The 19,630-nt window shown below is 61.0% G+C and carries 22 protein-coding genes, 1 other RNA gene and 1 pseudogene; 9 read left to right on the top strand and 15 right to left on the bottom strand.

What is annotated here, in order from left to right; translation table 11 throughout:
• Positions 1 to 140 precede the first annotated feature (140 nt).
• From A5673_RS28950 to A5673_RS30575, 3 genes and pseudogenes are all read left to right on the top strand, one after another.
• Entirely contained in the window at positions 141 to 746 is a 606-nt protein-coding gene (locus A5673_RS28950) for a hypothetical protein (protein ID WP_156747970.1), read from the top strand.
• Between the two features lie 264 nt (positions 747 to 1,010).
• Positions 1,011 to 1,466, top strand: a complete 456-nt coding sequence (locus A5673_RS28210; protein ID WP_082958591.1) for an SHOCT domain-containing protein — start codon at positions 1,011 to 1,013, stop codon at positions 1,464 to 1,466.
• A 33-nt stretch (positions 1,467 to 1,499) separates the two neighbouring features.
• Positions 1,500 to 1,826 (top strand): annotated as a pseudogene (locus A5673_RS30575) (HNH endonuclease); the annotation flags it as partial.
• A 78-nt stretch (positions 1,827 to 1,904) separates the two neighbouring features.
• Here A5673_RS30575 and A5673_RS07275 read toward each other — a convergent pair.
• Positions 1,905 to 2,606 (bottom strand): endonuclease NucS domain-containing protein, encoded by a 702-nt coding sequence (locus A5673_RS07275; RefSeq protein WP_197518315.1) that lies wholly within the window; start codon positions 2,604 to 2,606, stop codon positions 1,905 to 1,907.
• A gap of 159 nt (positions 2,607 to 2,765) precedes the next feature.
• Here A5673_RS07275 and A5673_RS07270 point away from each other — a divergent pair, with 159 nt between their 5' ends.
• Positions 2,766 to 3,590 (top strand): GIY-YIG nuclease family protein, encoded by an 825-nt coding sequence (locus tag A5673_RS07270; protein WP_068229166.1) that lies wholly within the window; start codon positions 2,766 to 2,768, stop codon positions 3,588 to 3,590.
• Positions 3,591 to 3,670: 80 nt separating this feature from the next.
• Positions 3,671 to 3,790 (top strand): helix-turn-helix domain-containing protein, encoded by a 120-nt coding sequence (locus A5673_RS30570; RefSeq protein ID WP_082958590.1) that lies wholly within the window; start codon positions 3,671 to 3,673, stop codon positions 3,788 to 3,790.
• Here A5673_RS30570 and A5673_RS07265 read toward each other — a convergent pair.
• Entirely contained in the window at positions 3,787 to 5,139 is a 1,353-nt protein-coding gene (locus A5673_RS07265; protein WP_156747968.1) for a hypothetical protein, read from the bottom strand. The genes A5673_RS30570 and A5673_RS07265 overlap by 4 nt on opposite strands.
• Positions 5,136 to 5,588: a hypothetical protein gene (locus A5673_RS28940; RefSeq protein ID WP_156747966.1), complete on the bottom strand. Its 453-nt coding sequence runs from the start codon at positions 5,586 to 5,588 to the stop codon at positions 5,136 to 5,138. The genes A5673_RS07265 and A5673_RS28940 overlap by 4 nt, the downstream gene beginning before the upstream one ends.
• Positions 5,589 to 5,880: 292 nt before the next feature.
• On the opposite strand from A5673_RS28940, the gene A5673_RS28935 reads away from it, so the two are divergent.
• Both A5673_RS28935 and A5673_RS28930 read left to right on the top strand, forming a co-directional pair.
• Positions 5,881 to 6,123, top strand: coding sequence for a hypothetical protein (locus tag A5673_RS28935; protein ID WP_068229157.1), 243 nt, complete (start codon positions 5,881 to 5,883; stop codon positions 6,121 to 6,123).
• Between the two features lie 12 nt (positions 6,124 to 6,135).
• Positions 6,136 to 6,912, top strand: coding sequence for a hypothetical protein (locus tag A5673_RS28930; protein ID WP_156747964.1), 777 nt, complete (start codon positions 6,136 to 6,138; stop codon positions 6,910 to 6,912).
• Positions 6,913 to 7,131: 219 nt separating this feature from the next.
• On the opposite strand, the gene A5673_RS28925 is transcribed toward A5673_RS28930, so the two are convergent.
• Positions 7,132 to 7,365, bottom strand: a complete 234-nt coding sequence (locus A5673_RS28925) for a hypothetical protein (protein WP_156747962.1) — start codon at positions 7,363 to 7,365, stop codon at positions 7,132 to 7,134.
• A 329-nt stretch (positions 7,366 to 7,694) separates the two neighbouring features.
• Positions 7,695 to 7,850, bottom strand: coding sequence for a DUF4236 domain-containing protein (locus A5673_RS30565; RefSeq protein WP_082958589.1), 156 nt, complete (start codon positions 7,848 to 7,850; stop codon positions 7,695 to 7,697).
• A 415-nt stretch (positions 7,851 to 8,265) separates the two neighbouring features.
• Between A5673_RS30565 and A5673_RS28195 the strand changes: the two genes are divergently transcribed.
• Together A5673_RS28195 and A5673_RS30560 are read left to right on the top strand one after the other, a co-directional pair.
• Positions 8,266 to 8,994, top strand: coding sequence for a GIY-YIG nuclease family protein (locus A5673_RS28195; protein WP_197518314.1), 729 nt, complete (start codon positions 8,266 to 8,268; stop codon positions 8,992 to 8,994).
• A 623-nt stretch (positions 8,995 to 9,617) separates the two neighbouring features.
• Complete coding sequence (locus tag A5673_RS30560; RefSeq protein WP_068229154.1) at positions 9,618 to 9,896, top strand: excisionase family DNA-binding protein; 279 nt, start codon at positions 9,618 to 9,620, stop codon at positions 9,894 to 9,896.
• Positions 9,897 to 10,140: 244 nt separating this feature from the next.
• Here A5673_RS30560 and A5673_RS07245 read toward each other — a convergent pair whose 3' ends face one another.
• The 10 genes from A5673_RS07245 to ftsE all read right to left on the bottom strand — a co-directional run bounded on the left by A5673_RS07245 (position 10,141) and on the right by ftsE (position 19,617).
• Positions 10,141 to 10,497: a hypothetical protein gene (locus A5673_RS07245; protein ID WP_068229151.1), complete on the bottom strand. Its 357-nt coding sequence runs from the start codon at positions 10,495 to 10,497 to the stop codon at positions 10,141 to 10,143.
• Positions 10,498 to 11,070: 573 nt separating this feature from the next.
• Positions 11,071 to 12,084, bottom strand: a complete 1,014-nt coding sequence (locus tag A5673_RS07240; RefSeq protein WP_068229147.1) for a hypothetical protein — start codon at positions 12,082 to 12,084, stop codon at positions 11,071 to 11,073.
• Between the two features lie 910 nt (positions 12,085 to 12,994).
• Entirely contained in the window at positions 12,995 to 14,110 is a 1,116-nt protein-coding gene (locus A5673_RS07235; protein WP_068229144.1) for a site-specific integrase, read from the bottom strand.
• A gap of 87 nt (positions 14,111 to 14,197) precedes the next feature.
• Positions 14,198 to 14,565: a transfer-messenger RNA gene (gene ssrA, locus A5673_RS07230) on the bottom strand.
• A gap of 151 nt (positions 14,566 to 14,716) precedes the next feature.
• The gene (locus A5673_RS07225; RefSeq protein WP_068229141.1) at positions 14,717 to 15,679 is read right to left on the bottom strand and encodes a hypothetical protein; all 963 of its coding nucleotides are present in this window, start codon (positions 15,677 to 15,679) and stop codon (positions 14,717 to 14,719) included.
• A gap of 134 nt (positions 15,680 to 15,813) precedes the next feature.
• Positions 15,814 to 16,659 carry a maleylpyruvate isomerase family mycothiol-dependent enzyme gene (locus A5673_RS07220; protein WP_068229138.1) on the bottom strand — a complete coding sequence of 282 codons (846 nt, stop codon included), beginning with the start codon at positions 16,657 to 16,659 and terminating at the stop codon, positions 15,814 to 15,816.
• Positions 16,660 to 16,679: 20 nt separating this feature from the next.
• A complete protein-coding gene (locus tag A5673_RS07215) occupies positions 16,680 to 17,429 on the bottom strand; it encodes an EamA family transporter (protein WP_197518320.1) in 750 nt (249 codons plus the stop codon).
• Positions 17,430 to 17,521: 92 nt separating this feature from the next.
• Positions 17,522 to 18,031 (bottom strand): SsrA-binding protein SmpB, encoded by a 510-nt coding sequence (gene smpB, locus A5673_RS07210; protein ID WP_068229132.1) that lies wholly within the window; start codon positions 18,029 to 18,031, stop codon positions 17,522 to 17,524.
• 2 nt (positions 18,032 to 18,033) lie between these two features.
• Positions 18,034 to 18,927, bottom strand: coding sequence for a permease-like cell division protein FtsX (ftsX, locus tag A5673_RS07205; RefSeq protein WP_068229129.1), 894 nt, complete (start codon positions 18,925 to 18,927; stop codon positions 18,034 to 18,036).
• Complete coding sequence (gene ftsE, locus A5673_RS07200; RefSeq protein ID WP_066908895.1) at positions 18,928 to 19,617, bottom strand: cell division ATP-binding protein FtsE; 690 nt, start codon at positions 19,615 to 19,617, stop codon at positions 18,928 to 18,930.
• Positions 19,618 to 19,630 lie beyond the last annotated feature (13 nt).

Here is a 19,630-nt window from a genome sequence, read left to right as displayed (position 1 = left end):
TTCATGATCGAGTGGCGGACGCTACCCGATGGCTACAAGCCCGCCAGTTTGTCGGAGTGCCGAACCGCCCACCCACGCCGACCACGATGAGCCGTGTGCGCACATGCCGAGCGCGACTCCGCTACCAGAAAGCCCTAGAAGTGGTCGAGCTGTATCAGCGTTACATCGCTCGCCTTGACCGGGATGCGATCAGAGATGCTGTAGAGCACCGCGCCTTAATAGCCAGTCGCGACAGCGTGCTGCTCGAATTGCATTGCGCCTTCGACACAATCAAGGCACTCCGCCGCCTCGGGTGGAAAGCACCCCCTACTGGGATACTCTGGCCGCCGGTCATCTTTCGAGGCCAGCGGGATGAGGCCACAGTGGAAGTTTTCTATCAAGCAACACCGGGTGCGCTGTCTGCAGGGTCTCAGTACCGTGAAGTCCAGGCCGCTCACGAATTCTCTGGCATCGGCGGCCTGATCCCTGACCTGATCATCAAGACCAACAACTCTGGCGAAATCCGTTGGCTAGTAGTCGAAGTGAAGGGCGGCTACAAACGTACCGTGGCCGATTCAGCACGAGCAGCGACTTTAGACCTCTTTAGCTACCGGCGAGCATTCGGCCCAGTTCTAGATCAGCAGCACAAAGCGTATGGCCTGGGTTACGTATGGGGCGAGGGGCTGAGGCCGTCACTCCAAAGCGACGTCACTCTGTGTACGCCCGACACACTGCCTGACGCACTCTCTGCGCTGATTCCTCGGTGATGCCATGCCACACCGATCATGATGGACGTCCAGGCCTGGCTGGCAACGGCCACACCGGCAAGGACATCTCCAAGTACCTGGGGGGTGAGCCGAGCGACCTTGTATCGGTATCTGTTGAACGATGAGGCTGCATAGCTTGTGGGCCCGTTGACAGGACTAGTGTTGGCCTAACTTGATCGAAACGTTTTCTGGCCCAAGGGCACGTCGTATGGATGCGTAGCGTTGTTCATCGCAATAGTTGCAATAGCGAGAGGACCCACTGGCATGGCAGGTAAGCCGACCTCACATGGACTGGGCTTCGGGAACGGGAGCTTGATTGAGTATCCCGACGGGACAGTCGAGTATCGGCAGACCGGGAAGCTTTTGCCTGCCTTCAAAGTGCGAGTGCGTGATGTGGTGGGATTCTCGGTTCGGAAGGCGACTCGGGACGACAAGAAGCGTCTAAAGGCATCGAGTTTGCAGGAAGTGCTGACTGTACAGGGGTCTGGCACGAACCTCGCCGAGGTTGCGATTAACTACGGGACAGCTCAGAAGATCGAGGACTGGTTTCGTGCGCGTCCGGACTTTGGATCTGCCCTTCAATCGCAAGGGCCGCAGACTCCACCACACATTGCGCCTACGTCCGTCGCTGACGAACTGATGAAGCTTGCTCAGCTCCGGGATGCCGGTGTGCTCACACAGGAAGAGTTTGAAGCGCAGAAGGCGAAGCTGATTGGCTGAACGGAATGATCGCCCAGCCAATCAGACGCTCCTGCCGAGGCGCTGGAAGCATGCCACCTCTACAGCGGCGCAGAGATTGGCCGTCACGACATCGAGGGCGAACTCCTGTTGCGGCGCGATCCGCACAAGCTGTTCGATCGGGGTCTGCTGGCGGTCGCAGCCGACGGAACCATCTACGTCGCCGATTCACTCGAGTCACACGAGTTGTGCGCCGCGCTGCACGGCCAACGTCCAAATGTGGCCACCACAGGAGGGCAGCGCGAGTGGCTCGCAGCCCACTGGGCCGAGTGGAGCAGCCGGACTGAAGTAATCAGCCGTCCCGACGGACATGGGATGCACGGACCGGCATGCTGGTGGTGATCAGCCTCCGAATCCCCTGTCGCTGGAAATTCGGACTGACCTGAAACTAGGTCTCGTGGCCTGTCTCAAATCGGCATGTTATGGGTGTAGTCGAAGGCTCATCTCGACCCTGTGGAGAAGAAACGTCACGCCCACACCACGGGCTTCGGCATAGTCCTGGATCTGGTCATGGGCTGCCGGATTTGGTTGGCCACCGGCGATCAGGATGAAGTGGGGTGAGCAACCCTGCTTGTCGGCCTCGATGATGAGGTCGTCGATGTACTGCAGGGATTGGCCGACGGTCCGGTAGTCGGCGGCCTTGAGCTTGAGTTCAATCGCAACCAACTGGTTGCGTCGGGGTCTCTTGCAAAGCAGATCAAATCGGCGACCGCTGGTCTGCCTCTTTTCTTTCTCCACCACAGTGAGACCACGCAACTCGTCGAACTCATGGAGGTTGGCGAGGATGAACTGGCGCAAGCTGTTCTCATCGGGAAACGACTGGCGCGTCAGCTTCGACAGCCCTTTGAGCTGGTGGCGGCGGTCGAACATGTAGATGCGCTCGTCGGGCCTGTTCTTCGGATCAGTCAGGCGCGGACGGGTAACAATCCCTTTCTCGGCGAAGGCCTCGTCGAGGCGGGCCAAGAGCACGTCGGTACGGCGTTTGGCTCCCGCCCGATGGATGATTTGCTGGAGACCGCTACGGGTGGCCTGCTGTAGCGACTCTGGCGTCTTGGGCCGGGCGTCCAGCAGCTTCCGGTAGTACGCGACGCACTGGGCGACCTTCTCATCGTCTGCAGCCACGGCTGCGACGCTACTCATAGCTAAGCCGATCGGTCGTTGAATTCGTTAGAGCGGTGACCAGACCCGAAACCGCGTCACCGGCAGCCCGGCTGCGATTCTCATCCGCGACGGGGTCCTTGTTCTCTAGTGTCATTTGGTAACACCCGGCACCATCGCGAGATGCCTGTGATACCACTGAGGAGCCTGATCGGCGATCTCGATCCGACGGCGTGCAAGCTTCACTGCGCAGTCTGGAACGGCGAGGACCATCCCCTCGATGTTCTTACCCGCTCATGGGATGAGTGGGTTAAGTGGAGCCGATGGCGGCCCGCCCGCGACGAGTTCAACCGGCGATACATCTTCACGATGGCCCGAGACCGAAATGATCCATCGCACTGGCTTTTCGGCGGTGTTTTTGAGGTCGTGGCTCGCGGCAGTAAGCCCAACGCCTACTCGTACAAGATCGCGCTACGCGAAGACCTAATGGGGTCCTTCGTAAAGCGGCTCTGGGTGAAGTTCCGCCCACCAGGGCGCGCGATCCGACTCAACATGGAGACTCACCTGGACCACATCGAAGTCGTGTCCATCCTCAGTCTCCCTTACGCGGGGGAGCCTTTCCCCGGCCATGATCGGATCAACCACTCCCTTGGGGTGCTGGAGACCGCCGTCACCCAGGAGTGGAATGACTGGCGCGGGGCCCTGCAGTACATGAAGGGTGTCTACGTCATCCACGATGTCGAAACCGGCAAGGCATACGTCGGGTCAGCCTATGGTGATACCGGAATCTGGGCCAGACTGCGCCAGTACGTCGATAGTTTGCACGGGCACAACGTCGCCCTCAAAGAACTCATTGGCCAGAAGGGGCCGGAGTACGCGCGGGTTAACTTGCGCTTCGCGCTGCTGGAGTTCTGGTCCATGCGTACCTCCGACGAGGAGGTACTGGCCCGAGAGGGCTACTGGAAAGATGTGCTGATGTCCCGGCAGTTCGGCCTCAACAAGAACTAATTTGACCGCCGGGCTCATCGGACCGAGAGCAGCATCTCGCGCTATTGACACCACATTCGGGTGGCCCCGCAAGGTCTCCAATGCTGAGGACATCTACCGCCAAGCGAATGAAGGCCGACGGCCACACCGGCAGAGATGTTGCTAAATACCTTGGGGTGAGTCGGGCTACTCTGCACAGATACCTCGCCGAGGCGAGTTAGCCGCCACTTCGTTGCAGCCAAAGCTGTAGAGCTTCTTCCAATACGTCATCCGGTTTCACCCCATCTGCTGCAGCTGCTCGTTGGACTGCATCGATCAACGTGACTGGTGCTCGACCTGAATATTGATTGCGAGAATCTTGGTTTGGGCTCGGTTCATGGAGCAGCTCGTCCCAAGGCCAGCTTCGGACCACATCGACGTACATGCCCGGAGTCAGAAACATTTGCTCGTCTTCATTGAACCAACCGAGAATCTGGCAGTTCGCAGTCGCACGCTTGGCGACACCGCCGTTGTGGATGAAATCGTTGCGTACCTTGGCAAGCTCTCCGAAGAACGGAAACACATAGTCCCGGTGACTGCAGTCCCAAACTTTCGCCAATTCGAACCGGTAGTGGTCATTCCACTCCGCGAATATGAAGCTGATCCACTGTGCTCCTTGGATCTGTTGCACTTCAGTTTTCCGGGGTGGCGAGACTTCGCCGCGCATAGCCTGCAGCATTCCCTGCACTCCTGGTGTCGCCGCCTGGTAGATCTCTTCGATGCTGACGGTCGTGTCCGTCGGGCTACCAACCACAGCGACAGGTTCGCGGGCAAGCTCTACCCAACGTGATTGTGGCGGAGGGTATTTCAACTCTTCGAGGCGAGTGGCGAACTCGGCGTCGGCCAGCTCAACGATCCCTGCAGCACCGACTAGCGCCGCCAGCATCGAGACCTTGACCGTGCGTTTTAACTCTTCGACAAGCTCCGTGAGAGATGCTGGTTCCGGATCCGCCACCAGCCTCGCCAGCGCCTCTTCAGCGCCCGCCATCGTTTCCTCCAACCGCGACATAGCGGTACGCACATCGGAGTCAGTCAGTAGATCCTGTACCGCCCGGTTCAGGGGTGCGATCGCGGCTTCCACTTCACTGCCAGCCCTGGGTGGCGTGGCAGTAATAGCGTATGTGAACGGCATCGTGAATGCGCTGAAGGCAAACCGCCGGTTGTACTCGGCGTTTGGGCCGCCGGTTCGCAGCTGATGCTCGATATTGTCGATCGCCTGCGGAATGGTCGCCGCGATCATGTCTCGCATTCGCTGCACCACATCAAGCCATCGAGCCGCAGCGTGAACGCTGGTTGGATAGGTGTCTGCTTGGTTGAGTCGCCGGACCTCTCGACATGGCCAAGGTACTTTCGCCGGATGGGCACCGGTACAGAACGCACCCCATCGGCCACCTTCCGGCTGATGGTCGGCAAACAACCGGCGGTAGCGGTCTGCGGTTGTGTTGCCCTCGCTCATGGTTCTCGCAAAGCGGTCCAGCCGCACCTCGATCGCCGAACAAAGCTCGTCGGATTGCGAATCTAGGTTGGTCATGGCTGATCGCTTGACTTCGGCTTCGGCGCTAACCGCTCTGCGAATCTATGCAAAAACTCGGCGCTAGCCGATAGAAGGTCTGGCGGGATCACCAGCGTGATGGTCTCTTCAGCGCCGCCTCGTACACGCACCTTCATGGGCACGTGATAGCCGTTGTGTTCTGGATGGCTGAAGTCTCGGCTCGCCTTGTGCCCGACCATTTCGCTGATCGGCTCCACCAGGATGTACTCGTTCAACTCGGCGAGCATGCCCCCCACGAGGAGCCGTCGGCCTTCTGGCTCATTAAGCAAAACCCATTCCGTCGCCGGGTCAGATAGCTGCTCCCGATGTATATCGCAGACGGGCACGTCCGCCGGGAAATCGAATGCCCCACTCCGCTCTTTAAGGCGTTGCATCGCAGTCGCCGGAAACTTGCAACGCTCGACTTGACACTGGGGTCCTGTCGCCATGGATCTACCCTTCGCTCATCGGGACGGTGCCGCATCGCTACGGTGAAGCGCCTGGCGTTACCTGCCCTGATATCCGCGCGATACTCCCATAGAGCGCCGACAAGGTTGTACCACTGAGCCGTGAGGTTGCACGGACAGACCGGGCGACGCTCCGTGCACTTGTCTTCCAGGATTTCCCAGTGTGGACCACGGGAAAACCCATGGACGCGACGCTGCCGCGACACCACGACGTCCGACACCCGGCAGCACGAATACGCGCTTGGTGTCGATGCGCGGTTCTATGGTTAGGGACATGGAGACAGAAGACCTTGACGTGCTACCTATTCCGATCGAAGAAGTCCAGACCGGTGTGTCACTGCTAGTGAAACACGATGGGCATGCGGTGCTGTTCCAGGTAGAAAACAAGAAATTCAGTTTCACACCGGAAACCGGGACCGTGTGGGCTTTGGAATCTGAATCGGTCGACGGCGGAGATCCGTGGGTGATCCAGGGACCGTCGGGTACCACGGTGCACCGCATCGTGCGCAAGCCTTAGAAGCAGCGAACCATGCGGTCCGCTGAGCGCAACTCGGAGCTGTACTTGAGACTCCTTATCGAGCAGCTGCATGGAGTCTCACTCACACAGCACGACCGCGACGGCCTGCAGGGCGCGGTGGACTATATCTTCATGTCTCCATCGGCCAGCGGCGCAGTCGAGATGACCACCGTCCAAGATCGCCGGGCCGCAGCTTGGGGGACCGAGCTTGATGATGGCGAGACGATCGCATGCCCTAGTCCACGAGGATGGACCGTAGTGGTCGATCTAGGGACACGACTCGATCATCTCCGGCGGCGGCTTCCAGCGATCGTCGCGGCGTGTGACTGTCACGGGGTCACCTCGTCGACTCACTTACCATTTGCAGCACATGACGACGCCGATATTCGATGGTTCGCCTCGACTAACAACAGGCTTCATGCGGTCGACGGGAGACCGGGCACCATTCGCATAGATATGCCTCCAGTCGTTGCGTTTCCTCGTACCGAGGGCCTCGACGAGGACTTGGCCGCCCTGCTGTCCAGTGCTGCCATCGCGACCAAGCTGGAGAAGCTGCGCAACCATCCGGGTGTTTCTGAGCGACACCTTGCGATTGGAGTCCCTGACATCTACGGCTCAGGATTCGATCTCCTTGACAACCTCAGGATGGGTCGGCGTGATGTACCGCAGTTCCAGATGCCAGACGGCTTACCCGCGACGCACGTGTGGCTCACCGCCGGAGGCTACGCAGTTCTAACCTGGAATCGAACCGACGGATGGATCTGGCGGGAACTATGCAAACCGGAGTAGACACTCGAAAGCTCAATCCTCTTAGTGCTCAACTAGACCGAGGCCGCCGCTAACGCAGGCGTAGCGAGCACGATCAGGGGCTGCGCTGAGATCAATTGGCCCACAGAAGAAAACCCGTGCGGCATGATAGTCAAATCGAACGACACCGCCCTGCAGGCCGAGCCGCACAAGCGGATAAACGTCGAGGCGAAGCCGGGCCGCACCGTCGGCGGATAAGGCTCACGAAGGCAACTTCCAGCAGTCGGCGTTGCTCGCGAGCTTAATCATCCCGATGTCGAACCAGTCGACGTCGCCGTATGCATAAGGCGGGTGCATCAGCAATTCCGACACATAATTGCCCGTAGGGTCAAACGCCTCCTGCTCGTCGGGTGGTATGTGGCACTTCCGACGAGAATCGGCGGGCATACAGGTGCCGCGTCCATCGTCATAGTGCTGTACGAACACGCCACCCACTTCTGCGCACGTCACGCCTGGGCTGGCGCTTGCCGTAGGCGCAGTGCATCCCGAGGTGATAGCCACGATTGCTGCAACTGTAACGACCTTCATCACTGCCCCTGATTACGACGGCGGATTAGCACAACCATCCAGACCGCTACGCCGATCAGTCCGACCACGAAAAAGCCGCCGACAATGCCGAAGCCCAAAGTGAGACTGCCCGATAGGACGCTCACAATCATGCCGAGGGCTAGGAGGCACACCGGAGAGCTTTCCCAACTGCACCGCAATGTTCGGCTGCGCCGGAGCGGGGGCTTGGCGCTGACTGCTGATGACTCTGTTGTCCCTCATCCCGAGCCGGGAACCCGCACCATCCGTTGGTAAAGACCGTCCGCACGCCGGGTGCCCCGAAACGGTCCAGACCCGACGCTGGCCGAGATTCCGCGATTACTTGCCGTAAAACGAACTGGGCCGACCTTCTTGGACTCGCGGTACTGCACCATCTGCTTCTCCTAGAGCGGTTCCTTGACCGTGTCCTGGGTTGCATTAAACAGGGATTTGGCTGCTTAGGGAAAGATGTCGGTAACGGCAAAAGCGAATGAAGGCTCGCCCCATGACTGAAGTAACGCAGGCTGCACTGGCCAAAACGCTGGGCTTCCCGCCCGCCACCGCTAATGGATGGACGTGGGCCTGGCAGAGGTGCGGCCGCTACGAATACGGAAGCCGCCTCCTGCATTCCACGAACCCGGACCATCTGGTCCCACGAGGACCTGCCGCAACGATTGCGCTACCGTTGCGTGTTGCTGGCCGCTACGCCCCTGGGAGGCCTACGGCCGCACAGCATGTCGCGCTTGACGGGGAATGACGGCGAGCCAATCACGGGCCGAGCTACTTAACGAGCAGCCCTACAGTTGGCTCATGCCATTTGGGACAGTTGTCCGCGACGTTTATGCCGGCGACGAACGCAAAGCGATGTATGACGCGCTCGAAATGCTCACACGAGGGAATGAATGGAGTCGTGCAGGGGTGTACTGCTTCTGGAATCCGTCGACTCGACAGGCCCTCTACATCGGGGTGACCAGCAACCTGCCCAGCCGGTTTGGTCAACACAACACCTTGAAAGGCACGAAGCCAGGGAAGGGAAACAAGGGGCGCGAGGTCAACGAGTGGTTCGAGAATCACCAGCGTCTTGGCTTTAGCGTGGTCCTGCAGGAAGCGATCGCTGACGAAGAGTACGAGCCGTATGCGCGCAATGCCGAGGGCCAGCTACTCGAAGGATTCCTTCAATATCACCACAAGCTGCCTCCATGGAACAGCATGGGTGGAAGCCGACAGGGGGCGTCCTTTGTTCGTCGTAACAGTGTGTGGTGGGTTGAGGCGATGACTGGCAGCAAAGACAGCCCCGTAGTCGCACGTCGTACAATCCGGGAACTCAGCGACGATGCTTCGGCGGAGTATTTCGAGAACTGCGTCCATATGGCGCGTACGGCGGTAGCGGGTATGGGGGGCACCAACGATGAGATGCTTCAGGCCGCAATAGACCGGGCTATTGACTGGCGCGCCGGGCCGCCACTGTTTGATAGTGACATCGTGCCCCGTCTTCGTGCCTATTTTGCGCAACCGGCACCTCATCCAGAGGATGCCTAGCGCGTCGGCACAGGTTCGTCACCTAGGTACTCCGCCGAGAGCTCGCCTCCAACAGCAGCTAACGGCTTCCCTAGTCGGTGAGGTACCTGAGCAGGCCATTGAACAGACTTAAGCGCTCTCTACTAGCGGCGAATCGCCCATCGACCACGAACCTGGCCTCAACCATTTCCAGGGTCGTGCGGTATCTCCTGGGGGGGGAGATGCCCATCGCCGTTGAACTCAGGAATCAGCCACACTCATTTCTGCCACGTCGCGGATGCTATCGCGCTGCTGGGAGTCAGCTTGTCGTTTGGCGCGATGTTGGAACGGGCCTTCGATCCTGGAGGTACTACAGGACTGCCCGGAGGATCGTGGGGGCTGCCGAGGCGTACCGGCAACGCCAGCTTCCTGTGGCGAGTTGAGTCTTGCCAGCCGACAATTAGCCGGTGGTACTCCCTCCGTGGTGGACCATCGGCCAGGCGGCTGAATATTGCGGGGTCGACCGTGGCGAGGTCTATTTACAAGGTGCTGCGAGATCTTGATGTGCGCCATATCGGAGTGCGTGACGGGGCCATCCGTCCGGTCGCCTGATCCGAATTGAACGGGAATCACTGCTGCAGTTAGGCCGACACAAGCCTTGGGCCATGCAAATGACTCGCCGCTACATCACCATCGCCGAAGCTGCGGAGTACCTGCAGATCAGCGGCCACACCGTGCGTCGGCTCATTGAGGATGGCGAGCTGACTGGATACCGCATGGGTAAGTCCTGTCGGCTGATTCGGGTCGACCTCAACGAGATTGATGAACAGTTGATGCGCCCCATCAACGACCGCGACGAACCAAGAGACGGCGAACGCAGTGAGCCACCAGCCAGGCTCAATCAAAGGGATGGCCCGCTGCGGCCGGTGCGGGCACTTCGCTAACGTCCATCACGGCGGGGGTGGAGGTCGCCCCGGCGGGTCGTCCTGCGCGGCTCCCGACTGCGACTGCCCGAGATTCGTTGAGTGTGCTGTCGCTCGGGTGCCACTGGGCAAGGACAACCTGACTCCCGCTGAAGTCGCCCAGCTGAGCGGGTTGTCGGTTCACACCCTGAGCTTTTGGCGGCAAAGCGGCCAGGGCACCGATGGTCTGCAATGAATGACGCCGTCGACCGTTTCACCCAAACCGCTAGGAGACGTCGTCAACGAGTTGAATGTTGCCAGCCTCGTCGACTGTCCACACGTCGATTCCCAACCGCCGCCGTACTTCTTCCGAGACACGCAGAGCAGCCCGTCGGGCGGAGTCGGGCACGACCAACGCGTATCGAATTCCGTCGGACCGATCTCCCATCCTTCGAAGCAGTTGCCCGTACGCCGTGTCCACATCCAGCCCAGAGTCGGTCGTCGCTCCCTTTACCTCGGCAACCAGAAAATTCTCGCCGCGCCACGCTTTGACGTCAGCGTGATCGTCGTTGTGGGTCTTGACCTTCCATCCGCGTTCCTGGAGGTAATCCACGAACGCAGCTTGAACTTCCGCCTCCTTCATGGGCGTGAGTCTTGCAGTGCCAGGCAGTGGTGAGCAACAAGCGTTCGATCTGCTTCAGCATCGCGGCGGCCACTCCTTTACGAATGTTCCGGGTGTGCAGGTCTCAGGAAGACTTTTTCCTATTTCGGGGTTGCCGCGCTGCATCCTTGGGAGCCTGGGCTGCAGGACCGAACCGGGCAGCAGCCTTAACACCCCATTGCTGCCGTGGCATGGACGCTAGGAGCCACGAAACGGGGCTAGTTAGTGTTAGGGCGGAAGGATTTCATCGGCCTCACAGCCGAGAGGGTAAGTAGGTCAGGGATCTATGTGACTAGTGACATCAGGACACCGTCATCCCGGAGAGCCAGGTGCGCCACCCTGCGGTAGGGGAAACCCTCCCGACGTGTCCTAAAAGCCCTACATGTTCCCAGGCGTACGACAGCCTCCCCTGCGTAATTTCCTGACTCGGTACCTTGCTAGCGAGTGACACAAAGTCGCAAGGCGAGAAGTGCTTGACCTCTTGAGCGTGTCTGCGCCTCGCCTCAAAGGTTCGTGTTCCTGCAGTTCAGAGGCATGAGAAATAATGTAACCCCATTATGAAGGTTCCTTCCTTCCTTCCCCTCCTGCTCCCCCATCAACGATCAATCCATAGGGCCTTCCCTTCTCTTTCATGACGCCCCTGAGGATGTCCTCATAGATGTCTGGCACGAGGAATGAATCGTGGACCTGCAAAGGACAGATACCAGTCTTGTCAATCATGGCGAGCATCACTTCTATTGCTATCTGCCCATCCATCTTCATCAGGTTAGCTCCGGTATCTGTACCGAATAGAGGTTCTAGTGCTGGGTGTGCTTTCTTGATGTCCTGCACCAACAGCTTGGCGTCCTGCAGGAATAGTTTGCCCTCCCGACGGATACTTCTTGTTCCCCCGCCATTGAGCATCACAATCATGCCCAGCTTGACCAGCTTCCTTCCTTCTTTGCCTTCCCATCCAAGGATCTCATATAGGTCCCCAGGGGGCGGCGGTACTCCCAACAGATAGTAAGCAAGAGTGGGCATCATGCATCGGTAGTCCAGCTCAACCATTCGGTACTCTTTGCCGTTCATCACCCAACGGAAGTGCTGTCGTTGGGAACTCTCGATGTTCTGCCACTTCTCGTAGATCCTGCCGATCCTGGCGAACGACTCCACGAAGATCATTCGCAACCTGCTGACGTCTAATGAGCCCTCCCGGTAGTTGATTGTGGTGCCCAGCCTCTTGGCCAGGATGATGGCCAGTTTGGACTTCAGCTCTTTAGTCTCTGCGGTATCCCGGTATGGCAGGTTGGAGCCGGGGATTTCCTTGCCGTCTTTGCCGATAGTGCTCTTGCTTTTCAGGAAGAGCATCTCAGGGACTGGGGGCGATGCTGGTGCCTCCTGGGGGTCGATGTAGGCAAGAAAATCCATTAGCTCACGGGTCGGGTAGACGGCTGTTTCCTTCCCCCAGCGCCTGCCACAGACCTGATCAATCAGGCCCAGAGACTGCAGGTCATCGGCTGCACCAGTCGTCAGCCGGTAACTATCGAAGGGGTCATTGGTCCGCCGGTAGCGGTCGTTGTAGGACGACATAGCTCGGGAGTAGTGGCACCCCTGGCCAGGGTGATGGCATTCGGCTACATATACCGATCTGGCGAACCTAGCGATGGCCAGCAGCCGCCTTGTGGTGCGCCCAGGGAATAGGTCCCGCCACACCTTGTCGATATCGAGAGTCAACTGGTCCTTGGACCACCCTCCGATCAGCTTAGAATGATCATCGAATATCCGATCATCTAGCTCCGAGAAAAGATCGGCTAGCGTGATCGTGGGAAATAACTTAGACTGACTAAATTGTTCTGGTTCGTGTATACTCTTCATTGACTGCTTCACTTCTGGTTGAGGGTGAATGGTCATTACGGGTTTCTTTCTTGCGGAGAACCTATATAAGGTTGGGGAACCTTTACTTGGATTGGCTCGGAGCATCCGCTGCGAGCCATTCTTTTTACGGATAATCTTATCTACAGATCGCGTACCTCTATATATACGCAGGGTTTTAATTGATTAGACCCCGAGTTGCCCGTAACTCTGCGGTTCTCTCGGGGATCTTTCAGCCGCTCTTGGGCTGTAGCTAGCGCCTCCTGAGCTTGCGGGCAGTTGTGGGGGTGGCCGAGGTTCCAGGAGAATCCCGTCTCACCCGGCAGATATCAAGGATGGCCAGCAGATCGTCCTCGGTTAGTCTCCACTGCCTCGCAATTTTCCGACCAGGAAACTTGCCAGCCCTGAGGTTATCGGCCAGCCACCTCTCACTGCAGGGGATTTCCGCTGCAGCCTCGGCCAGGGACTTCGACAACACGGCAGGAGCTTACGCTGCAGACCGCTCAGCTAATTTGGGCAAAAGACGTAATTAATACACAAGCCGGACAACTATGGGAGTTCGCCCATAACTCCTGGTGGGAAATAACGCAGCCCTCGCAATTGTCAGAAACGGTGGCGAACATCACATTTAGAAGCTCATCATTTCAGCCATAGCAATTGCCGCAGCTTGGCCTGCAGCCTGGTCCAGGTGGCCATAGATCTTCGCCGTGACGGAGGTGTCGTCATGGCCCAGCTGGGCCGAAACGGTAATCAGCGGGACGCCCTTGCCAAGCCACCAGCTCGCAGCAGTATGGCGAAGGTCATGGATACGAACTGGCTTAGTAAGCAACACCTTGTCCGGGTTCTTCTCGTCCTTTGTCTTAGCCTTGGCCACGCTGGGCATCCAGACATTGGTACGCCAGGAGTAGACGCGGATGGGCAGACCCTTGGTGGTGGTGAACAGATATTCCTTGGAGTAATCCAGCTGTTCCAGAATCGACTTGGGGACGGCCACGGTCCTGTTGGACCTCCGGCTCTTCGGTGCGCCGAGCTCGTACTTGGCGTCGACACCACCGGGGATCCTCTTCCAGGCCTTGGTGATGCGGACGGTTTCTCTGGCGGTGTCGACGTCACCAGGGGTCAATGCGGTGGCCTCTGAGATCCTGCAGCCGGAGGCAACTAGGAAGTCCAAGAATGGATGCCAATGCTCAGTAAAGGCGGCCTTAAGCAATCTGTAATCGTCCATCGTCAGGAAGGTCATCTCGCGTCGGACTGTCCTCGGCAGCCGGACACCGATGGCAGGGTTAGCAGGTAGCAGTCCATCCTGGACGGCAGCATTCAGGCAACCGGAGAGAAAGCCCACCTTGTTCTGGATGGTCTTCCCCGAGGCACCATCATCGCGCATCGTGTTCACCCACCGGCTCACGTCAGTACGGCCCAGGGTGCTCAGAGGGATGGGACCTAGGGCAGGATCGATATCGCGGGTCAGATATCGCCGGTACTCGGCGAGGGTTTTCCGTTCCAACCCGGACAGGGAATCGATGTGCCGCTCGATGAACTCCGCGACACTGAGCCCCTCTTTCGGCTGTTTGGATTCCCAGATCCTCAGGGCCTCGGCTGGACCCAGCCGGTTGCAGACGTCTTGGAATCGCAGGGCCTCGGCATGGTCACCGAAACTGCTGCTGGTCTGTTTGCCGCCGTGCCGGTACAGGACGGCAGTGTAGGAGCTCCCGTCGGCACGGTAACGGATCTTCGTGGACGCCACGAGCCGGAGCTTACACTCCCGATGTTGACCAGATCGTTGACGGGGCTCTAGCTTCGGTTATATTTAGTATTCTGACCTGCAGTTATACAGTGGAGCTGCCGGGAATCGAACCCGGGTCCTACGGCATTCCCTCAAGGCTTCTCCGTGCGCAGTTCGCTATGCCTCTACTCGGATCTCCCGGTCACGCGAACCAGCCAGGATGACGATCCCAGTCGCTGTATATGTCCCGATGAGTCCCGCGACCGGACTCACCGGTGGATCCCTCTAGCTGACGCCAGGGTCCGGGTCGAGGGCGTTCCCGGTCTGACGGACTAGCTGTCGCTTAGGCAGCGAGAGCGTAGTCGCGCTGATGTGAATCGGCGCTTATATGGTTGCAACGACGCTTACGGTGGTCTCTTGCCTGCACCGGCACGCTTCCCTTGATTCGATGCGCGAAGTCGAAGCCGTTCAGCCCCTCGCATCCCCGCCGACTTTCGGCAGGACTATCAATGGTACGCGGTGCACAACAACGGGCAACGGAATTACCTTCCCGAGCCGGCCGCCAGACCCGAGAACCCCCCCGGTCAGACGACTCCAGGGGGGCCCTCGGGCCAAGGCGGCTAGCCGTTACTTGATGCCCACGACGTCCTGTGCGATGGCAGCCACGCGGGTCTGCGCCGCCGAGACGATGCCTTGCCGGTTCTTGTGCGCCTCCTCGTAGGCGAGGATCGCGCGAACGTCGTCGGGGGCCGTCAGCTCCTTGATCGCGGCCACCGCTTCGCTGACGTTCAGGTCGTCGTACTTGCGGATGGGCAGCTCCTTGGCGTCCAGGACACCGGCCGCCGTGCGGCCCGCGTGCAGCGCGTCGGCGGCGCCGTCGGCCCCCTCGGAACGGGTGACCCGCTCCGCGGCCTTCAACGCCGCACTCTGCGACGCGGACAGCGCCTTCGCCGCAACCTCGCCCGCATTGCCGCCGCGCTTGACCAGGTCGCCCAGCGCCGGGCCGGTGGAGCGCAGTGTGTCGACGGCCCTGTCCAACCCGCGGGCCGACCACGACATGGGCAGGTTGACCAGTTTCACCGCGGTGCCGGCGGCAGCCTGCAACGGCGTGCGCCGCAGCGCGGCCGGCCCGCCGAGCGCGTCTTCGGCCAGCACGGTGGTCAGCCAGTCCACCGTGGCCGAGTGCGCGGTGATCAGGCGCTCTGCCAAGTTCTCGATGTCCTGGCGCTTGGCCGCGACGGCCAGCGCCTTGGTGTAGCGGGCGCGGTCCAGCAGTTGGTCCTCCAGCGCCAGGTCGCCCAGCAGCGCCTCGTCGAACGGCTCCGCCTGCTCGGTCAGCGCCTTGACCGCCGCCGCGGCGCGTCCCAGGAAAGGACCGATGACGTCGGGGTAACCGCCCAGCTTGCGGATCGCGGTCTCAAGGGCCTCGGCGCGCTTGCGGCCGTTCGCGGCGTTCTGCGACAGTTCGCGGCGCACCGCCTCGGTGCGTGCCTGGACGACGCGGGTTTCCGCGACCTGGATCTCAGTGTTGGTCAGATCGAGCAGCGTGCGCAGCTGCGCGAGCAAACGGGTGGTATCGGGTGCGGTCATGGACTCTCAGCCCTCCTGGCATTGACGATTCGGTGTCGGCGCAAGGCGCGCCGGTACGTTCTCGGCTACCCAATGAGGCCGCGTGGCTACACCTACGCCGCGCGGTGTGATCTATGTCGCGGCGAAAAACGCTGTCAGATCACGAAGTTGAGGTTCTCGACGACCCGGGACGCGACCTCTTTGTCGCCGCCGAGTTCGATGTCCTGGTCGCGGGCCGGGCTCATCGGGCGGCCGCCGGAGAGCCGGGTGAACTGCAGCCCGTCCAGCCGGATCGTGGCCGTCGGCTCCTGGCCGCCGAAGTCGTCGACCAGCGCAGCGCGACCGTCCACGTTGACGCGGATGTCGCGGGCCACCGGGCCGGTCAGCTCGAAGAGGATGCGCGAACCGTCGGGCGCCTTGGCGCGCTTGCCCACCACGTACCCCATGGTGGCCGCGATCTCGTCGAGGGAGAGTTCCGAGGCCGGGCCGCGCAGCGCGTCGTCGGACGACGGGCGCGCCAGTGCCTGCCGCATGTCCTGCTCGTGCATCCAGCAGTCGAACACCCGGACCCGCATGAACCGCCCATAGCTTTCCGGGCCCACCGGCGTCGGCGTGACCGCGTCCCAGTCCTCGTCGGACATGCCCGTCAAGGCCTTGCGCCGGTCGCTGGTGATGTCCCTGAACCGTGCCAGCACGTCGGCGCCAGCCTCCGAGCTGAGGTGACGGACCCAGCACTCATTCATGACGCCGATGTCGTTGCGGACATGCTCGAGCGCCGAGAGGTCGATGTCGGGCTGGGGTGCAGCGACGCCGGCGAGGAAGGACTCGGTGCCGATCATGTGCGCCACCAGCGCCTTGACGTCCCAGCCCGGCAGCGGACTGGCCGCCTGCCATTCGGCCTCCGTGAGCCCGTCCAGGAGGGCGTCGATGCCGTCCCACACCGCGAAGAGGCCAGCGAGCACCTCGGATTTGTCGAGCTTGGTCACCGGTCGATCGGCCATGGTCGGATACTAGGCCGTCGCTAGCTTGCGGCGATCATCGCCACGGATCCCATGGCCATCACCATGCCGACGCCCTGCAGGCGACTGACCCGCTCGCGCAGCACGACCATGGCCAGCACGACCGTCGCGGCCGGATACAGCGAGATGAGGATGCTCGCCAGCGAGAGCAGCCAGGTGTGCAGCGCCGCCAACATCGTCACGTTGGCGCAGGCGTCCAGCAGGGCCACCGTGAGCGCCATCTTCATCGGCTTGCCGCGCGGGAGCCGCAAATTGTTGCTCAGCGCGGACATGCCGAACACGACCGCGGTGGCGGCCAGCCGGGCGAATACCAGCGGCCAGAGCTTGGTGGCATGCGGCGCCTGATGCAGGAACACCATGTTGAGCCCCATCGCCGACCCGGCCAGCACCGTGAGCCAGGCCACTTTTGGGGTGAATCGGTAGGGCGTCACGCCATCGGTGGTGGCCTCGCGGCTGACCAGCGTCACCGCGATCAGGGCCAGGACGACGCCCACTGACGCCGCCTGGCCGGGTCGCTCCCCCAGCGCCACGCCGACCGCGACGGGCACGGCCGCGTTCAGGACGGCGGCCAGCGGCGAGACCACCGAGATCGGCCCGGAGCCCAGCGCGGCGAAGAACGCCCACATGCCGAACGCCATACCAATGCCGTACAGGCTGCCCCAAATGATCGCGCCGGACTGGATCGGGCCGCCCACGGCGATGGCCAGCACGCCCAGAATCAATGCCTCGAGCGGGTAGGCCACCAGCATCACCCGCAGCGCGGCCACCCGTCGAGCGGCTACACCGCCCACGAAATCGCTGACCCCGTAGGTAACGGCAGACAGCTGGGCGTAAGCCGCCCCGATCAGTTCATGCCCTTGGCTCGCCGGCCCAACTCTCGATGCAGTTCGCGATTGGCATCGCGACGGGCCATGTCTTGGCGCTTGTCGTAGGCTCGCTTGCCGCGCGCGAGCGCGAGCTCGACCTTGACCTTTCCTTCGGAGAAATACAGAGACATTGGCACGAGCGCGAGGTTACCATCTCGTATCTTGCCGACCAGTCTGTCGATTTGTTGCCTATGTAACAACAACTTTCGATTGCGGCGCGGGTCATGGTTGGTCCAGCTACCGTGCTGGTACTCGGGGATGTAGAGGTTGCGCAACCACACTTCGCCGTCGTCAACCGTTGCGAACGCGTCAGCCAACGACGCGTGGCCCTCGCGCAGACTCTTGACTTCGGTACCCTGCAGGGCCACCCCGGCCTCGTAAAGCTCCTCGATCGAATAGTTGTGGCGCGCTTTGCGATTGGTGGCCACGATCTGTTTGCTGCCGCGCTTGTCGCCCGCCGCCTTGCTCCGGGGAGAGTCTTTGGCCACAGCTACCGCCGTACGTACAGGCGCAACGTCACGTAGGCGGTCAGTCCGGCCATCGACACGCCGAGCAGGAAAAGGATCGGCGAGATGTAAATGATGTCGGCATAGTCGACCCGGGCGATCAGATTGGCTTGATAGAACTGGTTCAGCGCGTTGTCCAAAAACGTTGCCCGAACCAGAATCAGGCCGGCGACCGCGATGGCCACGCCAACCGCCGCCGCGACCATCGCCTCCACCAGGAACGGCAGCTGGGTGTACAAGCGGCTGGCGCCGACCAGGCGCATGATCCCGATCTCGGTGCGGCGGGTGAACGCCGCCACCTGGACCATGTTGGCAATCAACAGGATCGCGCCGACGGCCTGCACCAGGGCGACTGCGAACGCGACGTTGCTCAACCCGTCGAGGACCGCGAACAGGCGGTCGATCAGGTCCTTCTGGTTGAGCACCGACAGCACCCCCGGCTGACCCTGCATAGCGGTGTCAAAGTCCTTGTGCTGCTCGGGGTTATTTAGTTTGACAATGAAAGACGCTGGGAAGGAATCCTTTCCGGCAACGTCCTTGTACTGCGGAAACTTGCGGATCGCGTCGTCGTAGGCGTCCTGCCGGTTGAGGAACCGAACCGCTTTGACGTCCTCCCGCTTGTCGATCTTCTCCCGCAGCGCCTTGCACGGGTTGGCGGTGCAGGACGGGTCGTTGGCGGAGACGTCCTCGGTGAGGAAGACCTGCGTCTCCACGCGGTCGAGGTAGATGGCCCGGGAGTGTTCGGCCAGCCGCACCACCAGCAGGCCCCCGCCGAACAGGCCGATGGAAATCGCGGTCGTCAGGATCATCGCGGCCGTCATGGTGACGTTGCGGCGAAGGCCGGTCAGGACCTCGTTGAGGAGGAAGCCGAAGCGCACTTAGCGATCCATCCCGTAGATGCCGCGCTGCTCGTCGCGCACCAGCCTGCCCAGCGACAGCTCGACGACGCGCTGCCGCATCGAGTCCACTATGTGGTGGTCGTGCGTCGCCATCAGCACCGTCGTGCCGGTGCGATTGATCCGCTCCAACAAATCCATGATGTCCTTACTGGTATCCGGGTCGAGGTTGCCGGTCGGCTCGTCGGCCAGCAACACCAGGGGCCGGTTGACGAACGCGCGGGCGATCGCCACCCGCTGCTGCTCACCGCCCGACAGCTCCTGCGGCAGCCGGTTGGCCTTGCCGGACAGGCCGACCGTCTCGAGCACGTCGGGAACCACCCGATTGATCGCGTCCCGGCGCTTGCCAATGACCTCCAGCGCGAAAGCGACGTTTTCGTAGACGGTCTTTTGCTGCAGCAGCCGGAAATCCTGAAACACGCAACCGATCACCTGGCGCAGCTTCGGGATGTGGCGTCCGGGCAGCTTGTTCACGTGGAACTTCGAGACGCGGATGTCACCGGTGTTGGGCGACTCCTCGCCCAGCAGCAGCCGCATGAACGTCGATTTCCCCGACCCCGAGGGGCCGATCAGGAAGACGAATTCGCCCTTGTCGATTTTGACGTTGATGTCATCGAGCGCCGGACGGGCCGACGCTTTGTACTTCTTGCTGACATTGTCAAGGGTGATCATCACGGCACGCCAG

This window comes from Mycobacterium sp. E3198, assembly GCF_001667015.1.
GTDB lineage: Bacteria > Actinomycetota > Actinomycetes > Mycobacteriales > Mycobacteriaceae > Mycobacterium.
This window is presented reverse-complemented; position numbering and strand designations above follow the sequence as displayed.